General features: G+C 31.6%; 20 protein-coding genes. 18 read left to right on the forward strand and 2 right to left on the reverse strand.

Features of this window, described 5'->3' with window-relative positions:
* The first annotated feature begins 18 nt into the window (after positions 1 to 18).
* From rimM to KTC92_RS01740, 6 genes are all read left to right on the forward strand, one after another.
* The gene (gene rimM / locus KTC92_RS01715) at positions 19 to 510 is read left to right on the forward strand and encodes a ribosome maturation factor RimM (RefSeq protein WP_165414010.1); all 492 of its coding nucleotides are present in this window, start codon (positions 19 to 21) and stop codon (positions 508 to 510) included.
* Positions 507 to 1,232 carry a tRNA (guanosine(37)-N1)-methyltransferase TrmD gene (gene trmD, locus KTC92_RS01720; RefSeq protein ID WP_216302545.1) on the forward strand — a complete coding sequence of 242 codons (726 nt, stop codon included), beginning with the start codon at positions 507 to 509 and terminating at the stop codon, positions 1,230 to 1,232. Before rimM ends, trmD begins: the two co-directional genes overlap by 4 nt.
* Before the next feature lie 225 nt (positions 1,233 to 1,457).
* A complete protein-coding gene (gene rplS / locus KTC92_RS01725) occupies positions 1,458 to 1,808 on the forward strand; it encodes a 50S ribosomal protein L19 (RefSeq protein WP_165414008.1) in 351 nt (116 codons plus the stop codon).
* 114 nt (positions 1,809 to 1,922) lie between these two features.
* Entirely contained in the window at positions 1,923 to 2,435 is a 513-nt protein-coding gene (gene lepB / locus KTC92_RS01730) for a signal peptidase I (RefSeq protein WP_220285905.1), read from the forward strand.
* Positions 2,436 to 2,442: 7 nt separating this feature from the next.
* Positions 2,443 to 3,294 (forward strand): ribosome biogenesis GTPase YlqF, encoded by an 852-nt coding sequence (gene ylqF / locus KTC92_RS01735; protein ID WP_220286023.1) that lies wholly within the window; start codon positions 2,443 to 2,445, stop codon positions 3,292 to 3,294.
* A 179-nt stretch (positions 3,295 to 3,473) separates the two neighbouring features.
* The gene (locus tag KTC92_RS01740; protein ID WP_369811891.1) at positions 3,474 to 4,277 is read left to right on the forward strand and encodes a ribonuclease HII; all 804 of its coding nucleotides are present in this window, start codon (positions 3,474 to 3,476) and stop codon (positions 4,275 to 4,277) included.
* A 38-nt stretch (positions 4,278 to 4,315) separates the two neighbouring features.
* Here the strand turns inward: KTC92_RS01740 and KTC92_RS01745 are convergent, their stop codons facing one another.
* Complete coding sequence (locus KTC92_RS01745) at positions 4,316 to 4,684, reverse strand: YraN family protein (RefSeq protein ID WP_216302547.1); 369 nt, start codon at positions 4,682 to 4,684, stop codon at positions 4,316 to 4,318.
* Positions 4,685 to 4,933: 249 nt separating this feature from the next.
* On the opposite strand from KTC92_RS01745, the gene KTC92_RS01750 reads away from it, so the two are divergent.
* Positions 4,934 to 5,326, forward strand: coding sequence for a DUF1523 domain-containing protein (locus KTC92_RS01750; protein WP_216302548.1), 393 nt, complete (start codon positions 4,934 to 4,936; stop codon positions 5,324 to 5,326).
* Between the two features lie 131 nt (positions 5,327 to 5,457).
* Here the strand turns inward: KTC92_RS01750 and KTC92_RS01755 are convergent, their stop codons facing one another.
* Positions 5,458 to 6,618, reverse strand: a complete 1,161-nt coding sequence (locus tag KTC92_RS01755; RefSeq protein WP_216302549.1) for a M20 family metallopeptidase — start codon at positions 6,616 to 6,618, stop codon at positions 5,458 to 5,460.
* Between the two features lie 427 nt (positions 6,619 to 7,045).
* Between KTC92_RS01755 and KTC92_RS01760 the strand changes: the two genes are divergently transcribed.
* The 11 genes from KTC92_RS01760 (at position 7,046) to codY (ending at position 22,033) form a co-directional block, all read left to right on the forward strand.
* Entirely contained in the window at positions 7,046 to 7,408 is a 363-nt protein-coding gene (locus tag KTC92_RS01760; protein ID WP_165414002.1) for a phage holin family protein, read from the forward strand.
* A 315-nt stretch (positions 7,409 to 7,723) separates the two neighbouring features.
* Positions 7,724 to 9,274 carry an FAD-dependent oxidoreductase gene (locus KTC92_RS01765; protein ID WP_220285903.1) on the forward strand — a complete coding sequence of 517 codons (1,551 nt, stop codon included), beginning with the start codon at positions 7,724 to 7,726 and terminating at the stop codon, positions 9,272 to 9,274.
* Positions 9,275 to 9,522: 248 nt separating this feature from the next.
* Positions 9,523 to 10,446 (forward strand): DUF2935 domain-containing protein, encoded by a 924-nt coding sequence (locus tag KTC92_RS01770; protein WP_220285902.1) that lies wholly within the window; start codon positions 9,523 to 9,525, stop codon positions 10,444 to 10,446.
* A gap of 642 nt (positions 10,447 to 11,088) precedes the next feature.
* Positions 11,089 to 12,012: a polysaccharide deacetylase family protein gene (locus tag KTC92_RS01775; protein ID WP_220285901.1), complete on the forward strand. Its 924-nt coding sequence runs from the start codon at positions 11,089 to 11,091 to the stop codon at positions 12,010 to 12,012.
* 182 nt (positions 12,013 to 12,194) lie between these two features.
* On the forward strand, positions 12,195 to 14,525 hold the full coding sequence (locus KTC92_RS01780) for a xanthine dehydrogenase family protein molybdopterin-binding subunit (protein ID WP_220285900.1): 2,331 nt from the start codon (positions 12,195 to 12,197) through the stop codon (positions 14,523 to 14,525).
* Positions 14,525 to 15,364, forward strand: coding sequence for a xanthine dehydrogenase family protein subunit M (locus tag KTC92_RS01785; protein ID WP_220285899.1), 840 nt, complete (start codon positions 14,525 to 14,527; stop codon positions 15,362 to 15,364). Before KTC92_RS01780 ends, KTC92_RS01785 begins: the two co-directional genes overlap by 1 nt.
* Entirely contained in the window at positions 15,361 to 15,834 is a 474-nt protein-coding gene (locus KTC92_RS01790; protein ID WP_220285898.1) for a (2Fe-2S)-binding protein, read from the forward strand. The genes KTC92_RS01785 and KTC92_RS01790 overlap by 4 nt, the downstream gene beginning before the upstream one ends.
* 234 nt (positions 15,835 to 16,068) lie before the next feature.
* A complete protein-coding gene (locus KTC92_RS01795; protein ID WP_220285897.1) occupies positions 16,069 to 17,592 on the forward strand; it encodes a YifB family Mg chelatase-like AAA ATPase in 1,524 nt (507 codons plus the stop codon).
* Between the two features lie 199 nt (positions 17,593 to 17,791).
* A complete protein-coding gene (gene dprA, locus KTC92_RS01800) occupies positions 17,792 to 18,874 on the forward strand; it encodes a DNA-processing protein DprA (protein WP_220286022.1) in 1,083 nt (360 codons plus the stop codon).
* A 47-nt stretch (positions 18,875 to 18,921) separates the two neighbouring features.
* Positions 18,922 to 21,033, forward strand: coding sequence for a type I DNA topoisomerase (topA, locus tag KTC92_RS01805; RefSeq protein WP_216303099.1), 2,112 nt, complete (start codon positions 18,922 to 18,924; stop codon positions 21,031 to 21,033).
* A 223-nt stretch (positions 21,034 to 21,256) separates the two neighbouring features.
* A complete protein-coding gene (gene codY, locus KTC92_RS01810; protein ID WP_165414693.1) occupies positions 21,257 to 22,033 on the forward strand; it encodes a GTP-sensing pleiotropic transcriptional regulator CodY in 777 nt (258 codons plus the stop codon).
* Positions 22,034 to 22,057 lie beyond the last annotated feature (24 nt).

Consider the following 22,057-nt stretch of genomic DNA (forward strand, 5'->3'; position numbering starts at 1 on the left):
TTGAAAGGAGGATTTTAAATGGAAGATTTTATGAGCGTAGGTAAGATAGGCAAGACACATGGCTTAAAGGGTGAAGTTAAAGTCTTTTCGCTAACGGATAGTCTTGAAAGATTTAAAAAATTAAAAAGTGTGTATATTGATGGTGAAATTAGAAAAATTGAAGGTTGCAAACTTCAAGCAGCTAACGCAATACTTAAAATTGAAGGTATAGACAGCATAGAGCAAGCAGAATTGTATAGAAATAAGTACTTGATGGTTAAAAGAGAAGATGCAGTTGAACTGACTGAGGATAGTTACTATGTGGCTGATTTATTAAATTGCAATGTTTTCGAGCAGGGCGGAGAAGAACTTGGAAAAGTATATGATGTTCTTCATACTCCGGGTAATGATGTATATTGGGTTAAGGGAAATAAAGAAGTGCTAATTCCAGTGCTTAAGGATATTATAGTTAGTATAGACATTAATAAACGCGAAATAATAATTAAGCCAATAAAAGAATGGCAAGAATGAAAATAGACATTCTAACTCTATTCCCTGAAATGTTTGATATTTTTAATTATAGTATCATTGGAAGAGCCATAGAGAAAAATATACTGGAGATTTCTCCTCGTAATATTCGGGACTATGCAATAAACAAACATAAAAAGGTAGATGATACTCCTTATGGTGGAGGAGCAGGTATGGTAATGCAAACTCAACCGCTAGTTCACTGTATTAATGATGTTAAATTGCATAATGGTGGAAAGGTAATATTTTTGGGGCCACGGGGTATTACTTTTACCCAAGATATTGCAAAAAAGCTCAGCACGGAAAAAGAATTAATATTTGTATGTGGACATTACGAAGGTATTGATGAGAGAACCTATGACTATATAGATATGGAGATTTCTTTAGGTGATTATGTTTTGACAGGCGGAGAAATGGCATGTATTCCTATAGTCGATAGTATTTGTAGATTAATTCCAGGGGTATTATCTTGCCCGGAGAGTTTCACAGAAGAATCCTTTTATGATGGCGTACTAGAATATCCTCAGTATACAAGACCAGAATGCTTTGAGGGTAAAAAGGTTCCAGAGGTATTGACATCAGGACACCATGAAAACATACGAAAATGGAGAAGAGTGCAGTCACTCTTAATAACTAAAGAAAAAAGACCAGATTTATTTCAAAAACTTAATCTTACGAAGGAAGATAAAAAACTATTAAGTAAGGCTTTTGAAAGAAAGCAATAAGTATAAATGTACTAGTATACTGACTAGTTATTTTTTACAGGTGGTTAATTAATTTCCGGAGAGTTATTTAAAATTAAAAATATCTTATATATAAGTATAAAAAGTGTTTTTATGTTGATATATATATTTTTTTATGATAAAATATAGTTTGTGCTAGTACGGACGGTCCTCTGTTATATTATAATAAGCATGAACGTCACAATAAAATTTTAGGAGGGAATGCACATGTTAGAAATTATAAGAGCAATAGAATTAGAACAAATCAGAACTGACTTACCAGAATTTAGTGTAGGTGATACTGTTAAGGTTCACATCAAAATTAGTGAAGGTAACAAGGAGAGAATCCAAGTATTCGAAGGAACCGTTCTTAAAAGACAACACGGCGGTTTAAGAGAAACTTTCACAGTAAGAAGAGTAGCATCTGGTGTTGGTGTTGAAAAAACATTCCCAGTAAACGCTCCAGTAATCGAGAAAATTGAAATTGTAAGACTAGGTAAAGTTAGAAGAGCTAAACTATTCTACTTAAGAGATAGAGTTGGTAAGGCTGCAAAAGTTAAAGAAAGAATGAGAAAATAAAATTGGGGCTGAAAAGTCCCTTTTTACTTTTAAAGATAATTAAACTTAGGTGTAAATATTCTTCATAAGTTTTCAATTAAGTAATTTAAGTAGTTTATTAAGTAGGTGAATATATTGACAAAAGAAGTTTTTGCAGTAGTAAAATCTATAGCAATTTCACTTTTAATCGCTGTATTTATTATAAATTTCTTATTCCAAATAGTTACAGTGAATGGCGAATCTATGGTTCCTACGGTGCAAAATAATGATAAATTAATAATTGAAAAAGTATCATATAGAATAACATCGGCTAAGAGAAATGATATTGTAGTAATAAAGTACCCTGCTGATATAAGTCAAAGAATAATAAAAAGAGTTATAGCAGTTGCTGGAGATAAAGTTAAAATTAACAACAATATATTGTACATAAATGATGAAATTATTAATGAGCACTATAAAAATGAAAATTTTATGGAAGACTATAATGAAGTTTTGGTGCCACAAGATTCAATTTTTGTCCTCGGAGATAATAGAAATTTCAGTAAAGATAGTCGTAGTAGTGATGTTGGGTTTGTAAAACTCAATCTGTTGGAAGGAAAAGCGGTTATAAGGCTTTATCCATTCAATAAAATGGGAGGGATTAAATAGTATGGCAATGACAATAAATTGGTTTCCAGGTCATATGGCTAAGACAAGAAGACAAATTGGAGAGAGTTTAAAACTTGTTGATGCTGTAATAGAAATTAGAGATGCAAGGATAGTTAAATCAAGCGCCAATCCACAAATTGATGAGATATGTAAAGATAAGCCTAGAGTCATTTTACTAAACAAAAGTGATCTAGCTGAAGACAAAGTAACCAAAGACTGGATAAAAAAGCTTACAACTGATACTATAAAGCCATTGGCTGTAAATTGTATTACAGGTCAAGGTCTAAAAAGTATAAAGATTACGCTTGATGAGTTATTAAAAGAAAAACATGATAGACAAAGAAAAAAAGGATTAGTTAACATAGTTACGAGGGTTATGGTAGTTGGTATACCTAATGTTGGTAAATCTTCTTTTATAAATAAATTAGGAAAAAATAATATTGCTAAAACTGGTGATAGACCGGGAGTTACTAAAAGCAAGCAATGGATAAAAACTAGCTTAGGTATAGAATTAATGGATACTCCAGGTGTATTATGGCCTAGATTTGAAGACGAGACAGTTGGACTTAATTTGGCATTTACAGGTGCTGTAAAAGATGAAGTCATAGATATAGAGGAATTAGCACTTAGATTAGTAGAAAGACTACAAGTTAATAATGGAGAAAGGCTAATGGAAAGATATAAACTTGATGAGATTATGGAGAATCCTTTAGACAATCTAGATAATATTGCTAAAAAAAGAGGGTCAGTAATTTCTAGAGGTAATATTGACTATAATAGAGTCGCAGTTATGCTTTTAGATGAATTTAGAGGTGGAAAATTAGGACCTATATCATTAGAAAGACTAGATAAAGTTTAAATTTTTATATAAAAAAATCATATGCAATTCCTATCTGAAAACAGGTAGGCATTTTAAAAAATAAATAGAGCATCTTAAAAAAACGTTAGTGCTATACTTGTTTTTTAAGATGCCTAAATAACACTATTAAGAAATAGTAAGGAGACAATACCATGGAATTTAATATTAAATTTTCAGACATGAGTTACAAGGAAATATCTACATATATGTTGAGTTTAGAGAATGCTGAAAACGATTTCTCTGATGGTGATAAGCAAATCATATCTAATATGCTATTACAAGACAAGAGGAAAACCGTTCAAAAATTAGGTATTAAAATATCTAGAATGATTGAGCTAAAAGAAAAGGAAATTCAGAGAGTAAAAAAAATGTACGAATTTGATAGAAGCTTTGGGGACTATAAATATGTTGCTGGAGTAGATGAAGTTGGAAGAGGCCCTTTAGCTGGACCTATAGTTGCAGCGGCAGTAGTATTAGATTTAAAATCAAACGAGGATAGAGATTTAATCTTAAGAGCTAACGATTCTAAAAAATTATCAATATCTAGCAGAAAAGAGCTAGCTCATATTATTAAAGAAAGAGCCTTAGCCTATAAAATTATTGCTATTGACAATAAAGAGATTGATGAAAAAGGCATTGGTTGGTGCAATAATCAAGTATTTATAGAATGCTGTGCGGGGCTAACTATTAAACCAGAATTAGTATTATCAGATGGTTATAAAATAAAAAACTTTTCAGATTTAAATGAGTTTGTAATAAAGGGAGATGCATTAAGTATAAGCATAGCGTGTGCTTCTATAATTGCAAAAGTATATAGAGATGAACTGATGGCACAGTATCATAATGAATACCCAAATTACGGATTTGATAGAAATGTTGGTTACGGCACAGAAGAACATGTGCTTGCAATAAAAAAATACGGAACTATTCCAATACATAGAAAAAGTTTTTTGAAAAATATTTTAGACGAAAATAAAAATTAAAATATATTTTAATTTTTATTTTTATTTTTTATCTAAAATTATAATTGAAAAGCGTCCTCAATATGATTAATTAAAAAATTATTATTATCATTATTCAACATAACTTCTACAACATCAAATCTGAAATTGTAGTCAATAATATTTTTTCTAGAAATATATACTTGAGCTGTTTTACAAATCTTCTTCTGTTTAGAGGAGGTAACCGATTCAGCGGGTGTTCCATAATGTATTCCATATCTAGTTTTCACCTCGACAAAGCAAATATAGCCTTTATTTATTGCTATTAGGTCAATTTCACCACATTTGCATCTAAAATTTTTATCTAATATTCTGTATCCTAAATTTTCTAAATAATTTTCTGATATATCTTCACCAAGTGCTCCGATATCTTTATTGAAAGTTTTCATTGCAAACATCCTTCCATAAATTTCTATATATACTAATAATAAATTAAAATAGATTAAAAATCAATATAATGTTTATAAATTCAAAAAGTCTGTAGATTGGATAATGTTCTAGTTTACCTCAATCCATTTATTTATGCTATGTATTAAAACAAAATTAGTTTAGAAAAAATTTATATATATTATGTTCTAATATCTAGAAAAAGGAGTAACAATTAAAGTAAATGAATTTATTAAAATAAAGGAGATTTTATGATAAAAAACATTTCTTATAAATTTAGGGATAGATTTTTTTCGAAATTTAAGATTGGAAAAATAATAATTATCATTATTGTAATGGTAGGCGTAGGTATATTCTTTCCGCATTTTTTTAGAAATACTTATACAGTAACCATTGCAAATAAACGAATAATAAGACATGATAATATTGATAGGTATTTAATTTATGCACAAATGGAGAATGGCGATATAAAGGTATTTGAGGATGCTAATAGTTTATTAGAATTTAAAATTCATTCTGAAGATGTGTACTGGGGATTGACAATTAATAGAAAATACGAAATTAAAGCATATGGCTTGAGTATACCTTTATTATCGTATTATCAAAATATCACAAAAATTAAAGGGTTAAATAGGGAAAAATGAAGTTATATATTGATTCGTTGTTACGATATCAATTTTTGTTCTTTTTTTATTTTCATGAGACATACATTTATTATATGTTTTTGTGCATATTTATACAGTAAGTTAATGCTCTTGCTTTTTATTAGGAATGATTACTTTAAACTGTCATCAAACTCTTTTCTTATCATGGAAAGCAGGTTGTTATCAGTAATAACATCGTACCCAGTACAAGCGAGTGCCGTAGCCCCTATAATCAAAGAATTATGGGCCTGATGCGTTATTGTTGCTTTAGCCATTTCATCGGTATGTAAGTTCAATTTTGGGTTTCCTATTCCAAGCAGAGGATGTATTGATGGTACAATGTAACTTACATTTCCCATATCTAGTGAGCCGATATTTTCTGGTGGGTTGATATCTGTTATACCGCACATTCTCAAGTTTTCATTAAATGCATCAGATAAATTTTTATTAGTATTCATATCATCAAAAGAGGGCTCATATAAGCTGATTTTTACACTCGCCCCAGTCATGAGTGCGGCTCCATTTGCAATGTTTTTCACCTTTTGTATCACTTCTTTAAGATAGGCCTTTTTCTGGGCTCTTATGTAGAATTTTGCAACAGCCTTATCGGGCACTATATTGGCAGCTACACCACCTTCGCTGATAATGCCATGTATTCTTACATCTGAGGTCACATGTTGTCTCATTGCATTTATACCATTAAACATTAATAGCACAGCATCCAGTGCGTTAATTCCATTTTCAGGTGTGCTTGCAGAGTGGCTTGACTTTCCTGTAAAATCAAACTCTAGTGCTTCCATAGCCAAGGATGATCCACTTGAACATGTCTTGCCATACGGATGCATCATCATAGCAACATCAACATTGTCAAATACTCCTTGTTCAACCATATCAACTTTCGCACCAAATGTTTCCTCGGCAGGGGTTCCATATACTTCTATTTTCCCACCAACTTGGCTTATTACTTTGCTTAAAGCAACAGCTGCTCCGGCACTAATTGTTCCTATCATGTCGTGACCACAGCCATGTCCTATTCCTGGTAATGAATCATATTCACACAAAAATGCAATGGTTGGACCTTTTAGGTTACTGTCATATATAGCTTTGAATGCAGTTTCCCTGTTTGCTATATTAATATCGACTTTGAAAGAATGTTCTTCAAGAAAAGATGTTAATTTTTCAACCGCTTTAAATTCCTCACAACCTAATTCTGGGTTATTATATATATAATCATTTATTTCCAATAGATCTTCTTTTATATTTTCAATTTCATTAATGATTTGATTTTTCATCTTGTATACTCCTTTGTTCTTAGGCTTATATAACATAATAATTAAAATGGTTGTAACATTTGCTATATTTAAAATGGGAAATATGCATAATTATACGGTGATTAATATTTTTTGTCAAATATAAGTAAGCATGATTTCTGTGTTCACTTTATAAAGTTAATTGAGTATCAAGTATAAAAGAATTTTTAAAATGTAGTTTTAATGGAAGGTAGAAGTAAGATAGCTGTAACTGGTTATTAAATGGTCATTCACGGTAACACTTTCTTATTAATTACTACTTATATTATTAACAGCTTTTATTAATTTATAATTTTTATTTTATGGTAATAGTTAGTGAAATAATGTTTGTTTATTTTTCATAATAAAATTTCAGCTTCTTGGTAAACATATAAGTATAAAAAAATTTAAATAAGGAGGTAATTTAATTATGGAAAATAAAGAGAAAAAAGGTGCTTTTAATAGCTTAACAGGTATGATAATAAGATTTGTAGTAACTTCAATTATATTAGCTATAACGTCATTTTTAACACCAGGTTTTGTACTTGTGGGTCTACGGTCAATTATATTAGCGGCGGTAGTTATATCTTTAATAGATTATTTAGTGGAAAAACTTATGCGCGTCGATGCATCGCCTTTTGGGAAGGGAATAAAAGGGTTTGTAATAGCGGCTATAATATTATATATAGCGCAATTCCTAGTACCTGGGATGAGAGTATCTATGATAGGTGCAATATTTGCTTCAATAGTCATTGGAATACTAGATGCTATACTACCAGGAAGAGCAATATAATCGCTGGAGTGAGAGCATTAAAAATTAAAATTTATAGTTAGTACATTTTTGTAATAAACAGCAAATAATAAATTATATTTGAATATTGAATATTTTTAAAATGGTTAGGAGGAGCTTATGCTCCTCTTAACCATTTTCATCACATTAAATCAATACAGATACAATATTATTCACCCGTGACATGCACAAACTACTTCTATATTTTCTATCAATCTTTTTTTGAAAATTTGTGACATAATTTTTAATGTACATATTTTTAATTTGTAAACACAAAATAAAATTGTTCTTTTATTATTAAAGGGAGGAAGTAATTTTATGGATGAAAAAAATTATGTATGTATTAATAAACAATTAAAATCAAAATCTTATTGGATTGATTCAACTAATGAAACAAACTATAAAGCTTTAGAAAAAGATGTTAAAGTTGATATAGCAATAATAGGGGGAGGTATTACAGGCATAACAACTGCTCTCCTTTTAAAAAATGAAGGGTTCAAAGTTGCGTTAATTGAAGCAGATAAAATAGCCAAGGGAGCTACAGGGCACACCACAGCTTATATTACTTCACAACATGATATAATATATAGTAATTTAATTAGAAGTGTGGGAATTGAAAAAGCTAAGCAGTATGCAGATGCTAATGAAGGGGCAATAGATTTTATAGAATGTATGGTAAAAAAATATAATATTGATTGCGATTTTTGTAGGCTACCAGCATACATCTATACAACGGATGAAAACTATATAGATACTATTAAGGAAGAAGCAGAAGCTGCTAAAAGGCTAGGTATAAAAGCAAAATATGTTGAAAAGTTGGATTTGCCATTTTCAATAAAGGGTGCATTATGTTTTGAAAATCAAGCTCAATTTCACCCTAGAAAATACCTCCTTGAAATTGCTAAAAACATTTCTAGCAATGATTGTAACATATATGAAAATACCAGAGCTGTAGATATTGAACATGATGATTTATACACTGTAATAACAGACACAGGCTTTAAAGTAATAGCTCCAATAGTTGTTTTAGCTTCACATTTTCCTTTTTATGATGGGTTAGGGCTGTATTTTGCAAGGCTTCGACCACAAAGGTCATATGTAATAACTGCAAAAATAAAGGATGAATTGCCAAAAGGTACATTTGTAGATGCAGGGGAGAAAGGTTGGTATTTTCGTTCACAAAAGTATAAGGATGTCCAGATGATAATTATCGGGGGCCAAGATCATAAAACTGCTCATGGTGGTGATATGATAAAACATTATGTTAATTTAGAAAAGTATGCTGAAAAAAACTTTAGTATTGAAAAATTTTTGTATAGATGGTCGACTCAAGACTATATAACAATAGATGGTGTGCCATATGTAGGTAATCTTACTTCTTCATCAGAAAATATTTATGTTGCTACAGGTTATGGTGAATGGGGAATGACAAATGGAACAGCGGCTGCGAATATACTAAGGGATATTATAGTTAATAAGGTAAGTCCTTATCAAGACGTATATAATCCATCGCGTAATATTTCAACTGATGGGATTAAGAATTTTGCTAAGGAGAATTTTGATGTTGCAAAGCAATTAATAAAGGGAAAACTTCAAGTTGGACAATATAATATTGAATTAAAAAATGATGAGGGAAAGATGGTAGAGATTGATGGAGAAAGGTATGGAGCATATAGGGACAAAAATGGAAAACTGCATATAGTTGATATAACATGTACGCACATAGGTTGTGAACTGAAATGGAATAGTGCGGAAAAATCCTGGGATTGCCCTTGTCATGGATCAAGATTTACTTTTGAAGGCGATATTATAGAAGGCCCAGCCGTTAACAGGTTAAATCACTACAAAGAAAGTGATAATATGGAGTGAAAGATCTACGTCAAAATTCAATAAGCTTCATCTATAAAATTAGTATACTCCATACAATAATAGTATGGGGTTATTTTACGGTGAAAGCCTTCGGTGATTTATTGTCCATCAGACCTTTGGACGTCACAGTTTCATCAAGAGTATTATGATTGAAATAAAAGTTGTTGTAAAATATTATTTTTATAATCATTTAATACATTTATTCTGAATATATTATTAATGATGAAATAATAATTTAGGAGTATGTTATGATATCAAATCAAAAATTTATAAATCAATCTTTAGAGTTAAATCTATTCTTTCTAAGAATAATGAAGGAGCACTCCATATTTTTGGAGGCAGCATTTGTTATAAAGGATAGAAATTTAATCAATCAAGCGGATGCCTTTAAAAATGAATTTACTAGATTGCTTTCACATGCAATATCCTTGTCTGACGGAGTAATTCCTGTTAGAGTGTTAAAGGCAAATGAAATTTCGACTAAATATACAATGGATGCTGAGAGGGCGACTCAATTTGCTACTGGAATTTTTATAGACTCAAGCGTAACTGCTATGGAGAACTCATTAGTACCTGGAATGAATAATATGAACCTATCCATGTTAACTGAACATGTTTATGCGCTGAATTACAATTCTATAGCAGCGACTAATATGATTGCTAAATTCAAAGCCAAACTTAAAAGCGATGTTTTATCCTGCAAGGTATTTACTACCGCTTATCCATTGTTAATAGATCATATACTTAGGGAGGCAATATTCTTTGCAACGTTATTAACAAGATTACAAAATGGTATTGAGATTGATGTGCAAAGAGATATAGTTGAACAGGAAACCTTTTGGAACAGAATAATGTCAGAGCATTCTTACTTTATTAGAGGGTTATTAGATCCTATTGAAGTGGAACTATTCGATATATCAAATAATTTTGGGAAAGAATTTGAAACACTAAGAAAAGAAGCATCTGCTGTGAATAAATCTTCATTAGAGTTATCTGGCCTTACGGATAACACTTTAAGACAAACTATTAAGATTAGAGAATTTAAGACTCAGGCTACTGAAGGACTCTTAAATTGTAAAATCAAGTCAATAATTGTTCCGCTTTTGGCAGATCATGTCCTTAGAGAAGCCAATCATTATATAAACCTTTTAGAGTTATTCCGTGACAAGTAGGACATTTAATATGTTAAAGTAAAGAAGGATTACATGGGAAATAAAGTTTTTCTATGAGTATAAAAATAATGGATAAACAAGTTAAATTTTGATAGTACTTATTATTAAATAGGACATAAAAAATAAAATAAGAATCATATTATACAAGTATAAAATGGACCCTATAAGGGATACAGTTAAAAAAAGAGGCATAATTGTCTCAAAGTTAACTGACTCTACTTTGTAGGGTATTTTTGTCATAATTGTATTGAACCACATGGATAGCCAGGAATACGAGAAATTAATTCCATAAATGACCTTTCCCCACTGTTTTCCCTTTGCCACTATAAATCAAATATTTCTTAAACGCAACAAGTACACTATGCTTGTGACTAAATAATATATAAAAAGTAAAATAAGAGTTATATTATATTTCTATAATATAACTCTTATTTATTTTCAAATTATGCCTGCTGCTTTTATAGTAATTAAAGGGTTTTACATTCTTTTATAGAAGTTAAAAGAGTGGGAGGTGAGGGTGTGGATGTAAATGCTTTGAGGGATATAAAGAATTCTATGTATTGTATTACTGGCACTCTAACTCATTTTATATAATAGCAAAATTATGAAAACTTAATAATTTAAGAAAGGTTTGATTATTTTATGAAAAAATTATTTAACGTATTTGGCCTCTTAGTATTACTTATAGGTTCAGTATTTATTACTTATAAAATACATGCTCCGATTAAAATAACAGAGACGCAATCTTCTGTAGATAAGACTACAGATAAAGAAAACATAATTCAACCTACTGCCAGTGAACTCACGCTACCTCAAACTTCCTCGGACACAACTACGAAAAAAGCTCAAGTCATTTATGATATTTTAGGTACAAGTAGTAGACCTACAATCTATCCCGATGCAGCAATGACAAAATGGAGAAAAAATGTAGTGAACTTAGCTAAAAAATATCCTTCTGACTTATATATTAATGGCCAAAATGTAAACAAGGTAGTAGCACTTACATTTGATGATGGTCCAGACCCCACAAATACTCCTAAAATTATTAAAGTATTACGCGAGAATAATATTCAAGGCACTTTTTTCTGTATTGGTAAACAAATCGAAGCATGCAAATCCATAATTAAAGAGGCCTATGAAGATGGAAATGTAATATCAAATCATAGTTGGGCTCATAAAGACTTCGCCACTATTAATGCATCTGAAATTAGGAATGAAGTAACTTTAACTGAAAATGAAATCAATAAGGTAATAGGAAAAACGCCTGCATTAATAAGAGTACCCTATGGTGATACAAATGATGCTGTTCAGAATTCTTTAACAACATTAAATTACAAAAACATAATTTGGTCCACCGATACCTTAGATTGGGAGCAACGCGAAGTTGATAATATTGTTAAAAATGCAGTTGAAAACGTACGTCCTGGAGAAATAATCTTAATGCATTGTAATGAAGATAAAAAAGTCACTACCGAGGCACTGCCACAAATTATTTCAAAGCTTAAAGAAATGGGATACAGCTTCGTTACTGTAGATAAGCTTTTAGAGATATCAGCATATAAATAATTAAAACTTAACTGAATGTCAATTTGCTTTAGTCAATTACACTGTATCCATAAGATATCAGGATCATATGCTACTATTTCTTTGATAATTCATTTGAGCACCTCAGCCTGAAATAAATTCATAATGATTAACAATAATAAATACATTATAAAAGTATATGAATATTATTTAAAGGAGAGTCTATGCATAAAATAAATAATATAGGTAAAAGTGTGCCTAGAAAAGAGTCTTTAGATAAAGTAACAGGTATGGCTAAATATACCAATGATTATCAAATTCCAGGACTTTTATATGCAAGAATGATAACAAGTCCTCATGCTCATGCAAAAATAAAATCTATTGAATATGCAGATTCATTAAAATCTCCAGGAGTTAGGGCGGTAATAACAGGCAAGTACTTTCCGCAGCTTATAGGATCAACTATTATTGATAGACCTCCTATTGCAATAGATAAAGTAAGATACAATGGTGAACCCGTGGCGGTGGTGGTGGCTGATAGCGAAATCGAGGCTGAAAAAGCGGCTTTGCTTATAAAAATACAGTATAAACCTTTGCAAGTTGTGAATTCTCCTGGCGAGGCTCTTAAAAAAGATGCCCCATTGGTTCATGAAAATCTTGGTCAATATACAATTATAGATGATACGCTGCCAGAAGCTAATACAAATATTGCTAACAGAACTAAAATAAGAAAAGGTGATATTAGAAAGGCTTTGGATAAAAGTGAGGTAACTGTCGAAGCTAGCTTTTATTTTCCACCCTCAGATCATGCTGCTATGGAAACCAGGTGTGTACGGGCAGAAATATTACCGGATGGTAGGGTTATTATATACTCTGCTTCTCAGGCACCCTTTGTAATAAAAAAGCTTATAAGTGATTTCTTTAAAATTGACCCTGGTAAGGTTATTGTTAATGTACCTTTAGTAGGTGGGGCTTATGGAGGTAAAACAGCTGTACAGCTAGAATTCATTGCTTATTTGTGTTCAAAGGCGGTTGGAGGAAGACAAGTTAAACTTACAAATACAAGAGAAGAAGATATGATTACATCTCCAGTTCATATAGGTCTTGATGCAAAAGTTAAGCTAGGATGCACAAAATATGGGAGGCTAACTGCTGTAAAGATAACATATTTATTTGATGGAGGTGCATACTCAGATAGAGCGGTAATTATAAGCAGGGCAGCTGCTATAGACTGTACAGGGCCATACAATATTGAAAATGTATGGTGTGATTCATTGTGTATGTATACAAATCATCCTTATGCTGCAGCTTTCAGAGGCTTCGGTCATGCGGAGCTTACATTCCCAATAGAGAGAATAATCGATATACTAGCGGATAAGATTGGGATGGATCCTTTAGAATTAAGATTAAGAAATGCAATATTACCAGGGGATACTAGCCCTACTCAAACTTTACTCACTAGAAGTAATTTGGGAAATTTACCGAAGTGTATTGGAAGGTTATCTGAACTAATACATTGGGAAGAGGGAAGAATAGCTGAAACCGAGGATGGTAAAGTGAAGGCTAAAGGTATAAGCTTCTTCTGGAAGAATTCAAATACAGCTTTAAATGCAGGAGGAGGAGCAATTCTTACCTTTAATCCGGATGGAAGCATTAATCTTATTTGTGGTGCAGTTGAAATGGGGCAGGGAACTAAAACAGCTTTGGCACAGATATTAGCAGAAAAAATGAAAATGGATGTAGATCAAATCCATGTAGTGATGGATGTTAATACTCAGACATCTCCAGATCACTGGAAAACAGCTGCAAGCAGGACTATTTTGCTGATTGGTAGAGCAATACTTAGAGCAGCTGAGGATGCCATTGATCAACTATGTATAACAGCAGCTATTCCTTTAAGGTGTTCCACCGATGAACTGGAAGTTGGTTGGGGAAGAGTATTTTTAAAAGACAATCCCCAAATAGGAATAAAAATAAGTAAAATAGCATTTGGCTATACCTATCCCAATGGAAATTCAGTTGGAGGACAGGTTATTGGAAGAGGAAGTTTTGTTTTAAAACATCTAACAGGATTAGATCCTGAAACTGGCAAAGGTAATCCAGGTCCAGAGTGGACTGTTGGTGCAACAGCTGTAGAAGTAGAATTTGATAAAAAGGAATATACCTACAAAATTACAAAGGCAGCTTGTGTTATAGATGCAGGGAAGGTTATTAATCCAGCGATTGCAAAAGGTCAAATTTCTGGTGGTATGAACCAGGGATTGAGTTTTGCTAGTAGAGAAGCATTTTTGTTTACGGATAAAGGCATTATTCAGAATAAGCAGCTAAGAACATATGAAATTACGAGATTTGGAGAAACTCCAGAGTATCTTGTAGACTTTATAGAAACTCCACAAATAGACGCCCCATATGGTGCAAGAGGAATTGGAGAACATGGTGTAATTGGAATGCCAGCAGCGCTTGCAAACAGCTTATCTTATGCGGCAAAGGTCCCCCTTAACCAATTGCCGTTAACTCCTGAGTTCATATGGAAAGCAAAAGAGGGAGGACAATAATGATTGCATTGGATTTTGAGTATTATAAACCTGATTCATTAGATGAGGCAGTAGAACTGTATCACAATCTTCGCCAGAGCGGTAAGGAGCCTTTATATTATTCGGGTGGTACAGAAATAATCACTATGGCAAGGAGAAATGATATATCTACAAAGGCAGTAATAGACACTAAAGGAATTTCTGAGTGCAATGTATTTGAAAAAAGAGGCGACCAGCTAGTAATAGGAGCTGCAGTTACGCTTGCTCGCATTGCCGAGAATAAATTAATCCCATTCTTGAGTAAGACAGCAAACTTTCCGGCAGATCATACATCGCGTAATTTGATAACTGTAGGAGGGAATATTTGTGGTAAAATCATATATAAGGAAGCGATTTTAGGCTATTTAATTGCAGATAGCAATGCAGTTATATATGGAGAAAAAGGTAAAAGGATAGTTCCAATAAATCGTGCTTTTAATCAAAGTCTTCAACTGGAAAAAGGAGAATTGCTTTTTCAATTGACAACAGATGTGAGTTATTCCGATTTGCCTAATATATGTATAAAGAAGACCAAACAAGAAAAGATAGGGTACCCTTTAATTAGTATGGCTGCACTTAGGAAACACAATAATATTCAAATGGCATTTAGCGGGGTCTGTGCTTTTCCATTTAGGTCTATAGAAATGGAAGGGTATATAAATAACAAAAATGTTTCAAAGGAGAAAAGGATAGAACAGGCGATAAGTCATTTGCCTGCTCCTATATTGGGCAATATGCAAGGTTCCTCTGGATATAAGAAGTTCGTATTAAGAAATTTGCTAGATTATACTTTGGAAATACTGGATGGTGAAGGGAAATGATATCATATATTGAGACATCAAAAATAGAACTCAATATTAATGGCGAAAAGAGAAAGTTAGTTATTAGGCCTGCGGATACCCTACTTAGGGTGCTTAGAGAACAATTGGGACTAACTGGAGCAAAGGCTGGGTGCGAAAATGGAGATTGTGGTACATGTACTGTACTCTTAGATGGATTGCCTGTTAAATCATGTATTATGCTAGCTGTTGAAGCTATTGGACATAAAGTGACCACTATTGAGGGCTTAAAAGAAGAGCCAATTCAAAAAGCTTTTATAGATAAATGGAGTTTTCAATGTGGATATTGTACTCCAGGTTTCATAATGAACTGTTATGGACTTATAACCATTCACCCGGATGCAGATGACGAAACTATTGAGGAATGGCTTCAATCCAATATTTGCAGATGCACATCATATGAAGAGATTAGAGAAGCTGTAAAATCAGTATTACTCTTAAATAAAAAATGAGGGTTATGTAAAAATTAACGGAATAAGTAGCATGGTATCTAAGTTTGGATGCATTGTATTAGGTCAGATTTAACCCAACTTATAGCACAGGTAAAGTTATTATGCCTGTGTTTTTTGTTTTTTGTTTAAAATAAAAAGCTTTAATGAACTAAATTATATGAATAATGAGTCTACAGAAAATTATTTTGTCAATAATTATGAAATAGAAGTAATAATAAAGGTTAAGGTGATAATATGGCAATACAAATTATGTCTGCTGCTTTTACAGGAATTAAAGGGGTTATAGTTACTGTTGAAATTGATATCACTCGAGGGTTGCCTGCTTTAAACATTGTTGGACTTGCAGATATTGCAGTTAAAGAATCAAAAGAGCGAGTACGTTCTGCAATACTAAACTCAGGGTTTGATTTTCCAGTAAATAGAATAACTATAAATTTAGCACCAGCAGATTTAAAAAAAGAAGGGTCTCTATTTGATTTGCCTATAGCTATAGGGATACTTCTGGCAACTAAACAAATTATTGTTAATGATATTAACGATTATCTTTTTATAGGAGAATTATCTTTGTCTGGAAAGTTAAGAAAAGTAAGAGGCTCATTACCTGTGGTTATGGAAGGAATAGAAAACGGAATTGAAAAATTTATTGTTCCTAGTAACAACGCAAAAGAATGTAGTCTTGTTAAATCTGCAAAGATATTTCCTTTAGATAATTTAAATCAAGTAGTGAGTTTTTTAACTTATAAGGACTTGTTGCCTTATAAGCAGTGCAATGATTTAGAAATATTAATAAATGAAGAGTTAGATTATGAAGACGTTATGGGACAAGAAAGCTCAAAACGTGCTATTGAAGTAGCAGCTGCAGGAAATCATAATTTACTTATGTATGGTCCACCTGGTTCAGGTAAATCCATGATGGCTAAGAGAATTCCTACTATACTACCATCTTTAAGTCAAGAGGAATCACTTGAGGTTACTAAAATTTATAGTGTTTCTGGAAATCTTGGTGATAATGGAGGGATTATTCTGCAAAGACCTTTTAGGAGTCCGCATCATACTATATCACGAATTGCTTTGGTTGGTGGTGGAAATAAGTTAATACCTGGAGAAATCTCTTTAGCGCATAAAGGAGTATTGTTTTTAGATGAAATATTAGAATTTAAAAAAAATGTAATAGAAATACTAAGGCAACCTTTAGAGGATAGAAAAATTAATATTTCAAGAATAAATGGAACTGTAGAATATCCATCAAACTTTATGTTTGTAAGTGCCTTAAATCCATGTCCTTGTGGATATTACGGATCTTATGAGAAGCGATGTAGTTGTAGTGATTATGAAAGAAGAAGGTATTTGAGTAAACTATCAGGCCCACTTCTAGACCGCATTGATATATTTACAGCAGTAAATGCTCTGCCTTATAATAAAATAGCTAGTGGGAAAAGTAGTGAAAAATCTAATGTTATTAAAAAAAGAGTAGAGGTAGCAAGAGATATTCAAGAAAAAAGATTTAGAACGGAAGAAATTCACTGTAATGCAGAGATGAGCCAAAAGCTAATTAAAAGGTACTGCCATTTAGATAATAAAGCTAGTAAAATCATGGAATTAATGTATAATAAATTTACTCTAAGCACAAGAGCTTATTCTAGAATTCTTAAGGTAGCAAGGACTATTGCAGATTTAGATGAAAGTGAGAATATCTTAGATAAACATATAATTGAAGCTATGCAATATAGAAAATTTATAGATGAAAAGATAGTTTAACGACATTTCAGAAGGGAAGTCTCCCACTTCTATAAGTGGGAGTTCCATACTATAACAAAGAGAAAACTTCAGTGGGAGTGTAAATCTCCTTCTGAAGTCGTCAATGCATCTTCTGTGAAGATGTTTCAGCTCCGCAGGAGATGATTTAATTGGTAATATAAAAAAATAAATTTAAGTTAGTGGAGGTAGAGTGAAAAAAATGAATGACTATGATATATGGTTTTCTTTAATTAAATTATCCCCTAAAAATAAACTGAAATTAATAAATGATTTTCATAATACAGAAAAAATATGGTATTATGGTGTACATAATAAAAAAACAGAATATTTTAAAAATAATTTAATTGACGTACTTACAGATGCTTGGAATGAGGGTGAAATTGATAATGTAAAAAAAAAATTAGAGGTTAATGAAATAAAATCAGTTACTTATTTAGAAGAGGAATATCCTAAAAAATTAAAAAATTATGATGATGCACCATTTGCGTTATTTTATAAAGGAAACATATTGCCATTAGAGGATGGATTCAATATTTCTATAGTTGGTTCGAGGAAGTATTCAAATTATGGTAAGGATGTTACTAAAATTATATGCTCGGATTTATGTGCTAATAATATTAACATTATTAGCGGAATGGCTAAGGGCATTGACACTTTTGCCCATGAAAGTTGTTTAGAAGGCGAAGGCTATACTTGTGCAGTTTTAGGTTCAGGGTTAGATATAGTATACCCAAAAGAAAATCTTAAAATTTTCAATGAGATAATTGAAAAAGGTGCTGTTATTTCAGAGTTTTTACCAGGAACACCACCACATGCTTACAACTTTCCCCAAAGGAATAGAATAATAAGCGCTCTCGGTGATATTATTATTGTAATAGAGGCTGGTGAAAAAAGTGGATCTTTAATTACTGCAAATTTAGCACTCGAACAAGGCAAAGATGTTATGGCTGTGCCAGGCTCTATATTTTCATATGAAAGCAAAGGAACCAATAAATTAATTAAGGATGGAGCATACCCTATGACTTGTTCTGATGATATATTTAATTTAATGGGGATAGAGATGAAGAATCAAAAAAAAACCACTGTGCGGTCTTTTAATAGTCAAATTAACAAAAAGATATATAGCATTATAAATGATAGTCCACTACATATAAACGATATTATTAGAATAACTAACATTGACATAAAACAATTATATGAGGTATTATTTGAAATGCAGATTAAAAATGAAATATTATGTCTATCAGGAAACTATTATGTAAAAGTAAATGACAAAATATAAGTAAATATATATTAACTATATTAGAATACATTGATGGAGGGGATAAGATGGGACAAAAACTTGTTATAGTTGAGTCGCCGGCTAAAGCTAAAACTATAAAAAAATATTTAGGAAGTAGTTATGTAGTTGAGGCGTCCATGGGGCATGTTAGAGATTTGCCAAAAAGCCAATTGGGGGTTGACATAGAAAATAATTATGAACCTAAATATATAACTATCCGTGGTAAGGGAGAACTTCTTTCGAAACTAAGAAAAGAAGCAAAAAAAAGCGACAAGATTTATTTGGCAACAGATCCTGATAGGGAGGGTGAAGCTATAGCTTGGCATTTAGCAAAAGCCTTAAAAATAGATGAAAAAGATAAGTGTCGGATAGAATTCAATGAGATAACCAAAACAGCGGTTAAAAACGCTATAAAGTCGCCAAGGGTAATAAATGCGACGCTTGTGGATGCCCAACAAGCAAGGCGTATACTTGATAGATTGGTTGGATATGAAATTAGTCCTATACTTTGGAGAAAAGTTAAATGGGGACTTAGTGCAGGTCGAGTTCAATCAGTTACACTTAAAATAATCTGTGACAGACAAAAGGAAATAGAAAAATTTATAAGCAAAGAGTATTGGACTATAGAATGCGAGTTGTACAAAGAAGGAGATTCTCAGAAATTAAATGTTAAATTAGCTTCTAAGGGTAAAGAAAAAGTTGAAATGAATTCTAAAGAAGAAAGTGATAATGTCATTAATGAACTTAAGGAAAAAGAATTCATTATAAGCAAAATAAAGAAATCATCGAAGACTAGAAAACCATTACCACCATTCATAACAAGTACATTGCAGCAAGATGCATATAGAAAACTTAATTTTGCAACTAAAAGAACTATGTCTATTGCGCAACAATTATATGAAGGTATGGAGATAGAAGGACATGGAACAGTGGGATTAATTACATATATGAGAACTGATTCTACTAGAATAGCTGAAGAAGCTCAAATAAATGCGAAAGAATTTATTGAGAGTAAATATGGGGAGAAGTACTATCCGAGTACCCCTAGAATATACAAAAGTAAAAAAAACATACAAGATGCTCATGAAGCTGTTAGACCTTCTTATGTTGAAATAACGCCAGAGATAGCAAAAAAAACTCTTAAAGCTCCACAATACAAACTATATAAATTAATTTGGAATAGATATGTAGCAAGTCAAATGGAATCATGTTTACTAAATACCATATCTATTGATATAGTAAATGGAGACTATGTGTTTAAGGCATCGGGGTCTAAAGTATCCTTCGATGGATTCAGAAAAATTTATGATGAAGAGCCAGATGAAGAAGAAAATACTTTGAAAATTCCAGAATTGAATGAAGGAGACATTCTGCAATGTGAAAAAACCGAAGGAAAGCAGCATTTTACTCAGCCACCTGCTAAATTTTCTGAGGCATCTCTTGTAAAAACATTAGAAGAAAATGGCATAGGAAGACCTAGTACTTATGCACCTATTATTACAACTCTTCTAAATAGAAAGTATGTAGAAAAAGACCAAAAGATTTTAGAAGTTACAGAAATAGGAAATATTGTGAATGACATTTTAAGTGAATACTTTAAACAGATAGTGGATATTGAATTTACAGCACAAATGGAGAATAATTTAGATTATATAGAACAAGGACAGGAAAAGTGGCAAAATATAGTTAGTGAATTTTTTACACCATTAAAAGAAGATATTGAAATTGCTGAAAAAGAGATAGCTAAAATCACAATAGAAGATGAAGTTACAGACGTAGAATGTGATAAATGTGGCAAGTTAATGGTAATAAAACATGGAAGATTTGGTGATTTCATGGCATGCCCTGGTTACCCAGAATGCAAAAATACAAAAGCAATTACTAAAGAACTAGAACTTCCATGCCCTAAATGTGGCGGGAAAATTTTAGAAAGAAGAAGTAAGAAAGGAACTAGATTTTTTGGATGCAGTAATTATCCAGAATGTGATTTTGTAAGCTGGTTTGAGCCTACCGAAATAAAATGTTCTGAGTGTGGTACATATATGTTAAAAAGATATAGTAAAACTAAAGGCGATTATATGGAATGTTCTAATAAAGAATGTAAACATAAGGAATACAAAGTCGAAGAAAATAGGGAAGAGAGTAGTGAGGAAAAGTAAAATTTATACAATAAGTCAAAAATTTACTAGAATTTAATAAATATAATGTCGAAATTTAAAAAACACTGTTGATATAGCATGAATGTTGTGATAGTATTAAGTGGACAAGGAACGATTCTAAAAATTTGAAATATTTTGAATTTTGCTTATGCTAAAGCAAGATAGATTTATGAATTGGATTAAATAATATAGATTGTGTTTTATAACATAAATGAGGAGGAATATTGTGTCACTATTAGCTAAAACAAGAATGCTAAATAAAATATTGCAAAAATCAGGAACGGAGCCAGTAGTTTTTGATGATATTTGTAATTTGCTAAGCGATGTATTGCAATGTAATGTATATATTATTAGCAGAAAAGGAAAAATATTGGGTTATAATTTATCAAGCGGATTTGAATGTGAAATCGTAAAGGATGAAATTATAAAAAATATGAGATTTCCGGAAAATTACAATAATAGTTTGCTTAATGTCAACGAAACAAGGGCTAATCTTACGAATAAAAATATTTGTGTATTCCAAGATGATAGGGAATGCTCAATAGAAAATAAATTATCCACCATAGTACCGATAAATGGTAACAGAGAGAGATTAGGTACTCTTTTACTTGCTAGATTTGATAAAGAGTTTACAGATGATGATTTAGTCTTAGTTGAATATAGTGCTACTATAGTTGGACTTGAGATTTTGAGAGCTAAAAATGATTTGATAGAAGAAGAAGAAAGGAAAAAAGCAGTAGTGCAACTTGCTATTGGAACACTATCTTATTCTGAACTAGAAGCTGTACAACATATTTTCAATGAATTAGACGGAATTGAAGGCTTGTTAGTAGCATCTAGAATAGCAGACAAAGTTGGAATAACTAGATCTGTTATTGTTAATGCACTTAGAAAATTTGAAAGTGCAGGAGTAATAGAATCAAGATCACTTGGAATGAAGGGTACTCATATCAAAATATTAAATGAGAAGCTAATTGACGAGCTTAAAAAAATAAAATAATTTGAGGCAGAGCAATTTTGTTCT

This window comes from Clostridium sp. CM027 (assembly GCF_024730565.1).
GTDB classification, from domain to species: domain Bacteria; phylum Bacillota; class Clostridia; order Clostridiales; family Clostridiaceae; genus Clostridium_AD; species Clostridium_AD estertheticum_B.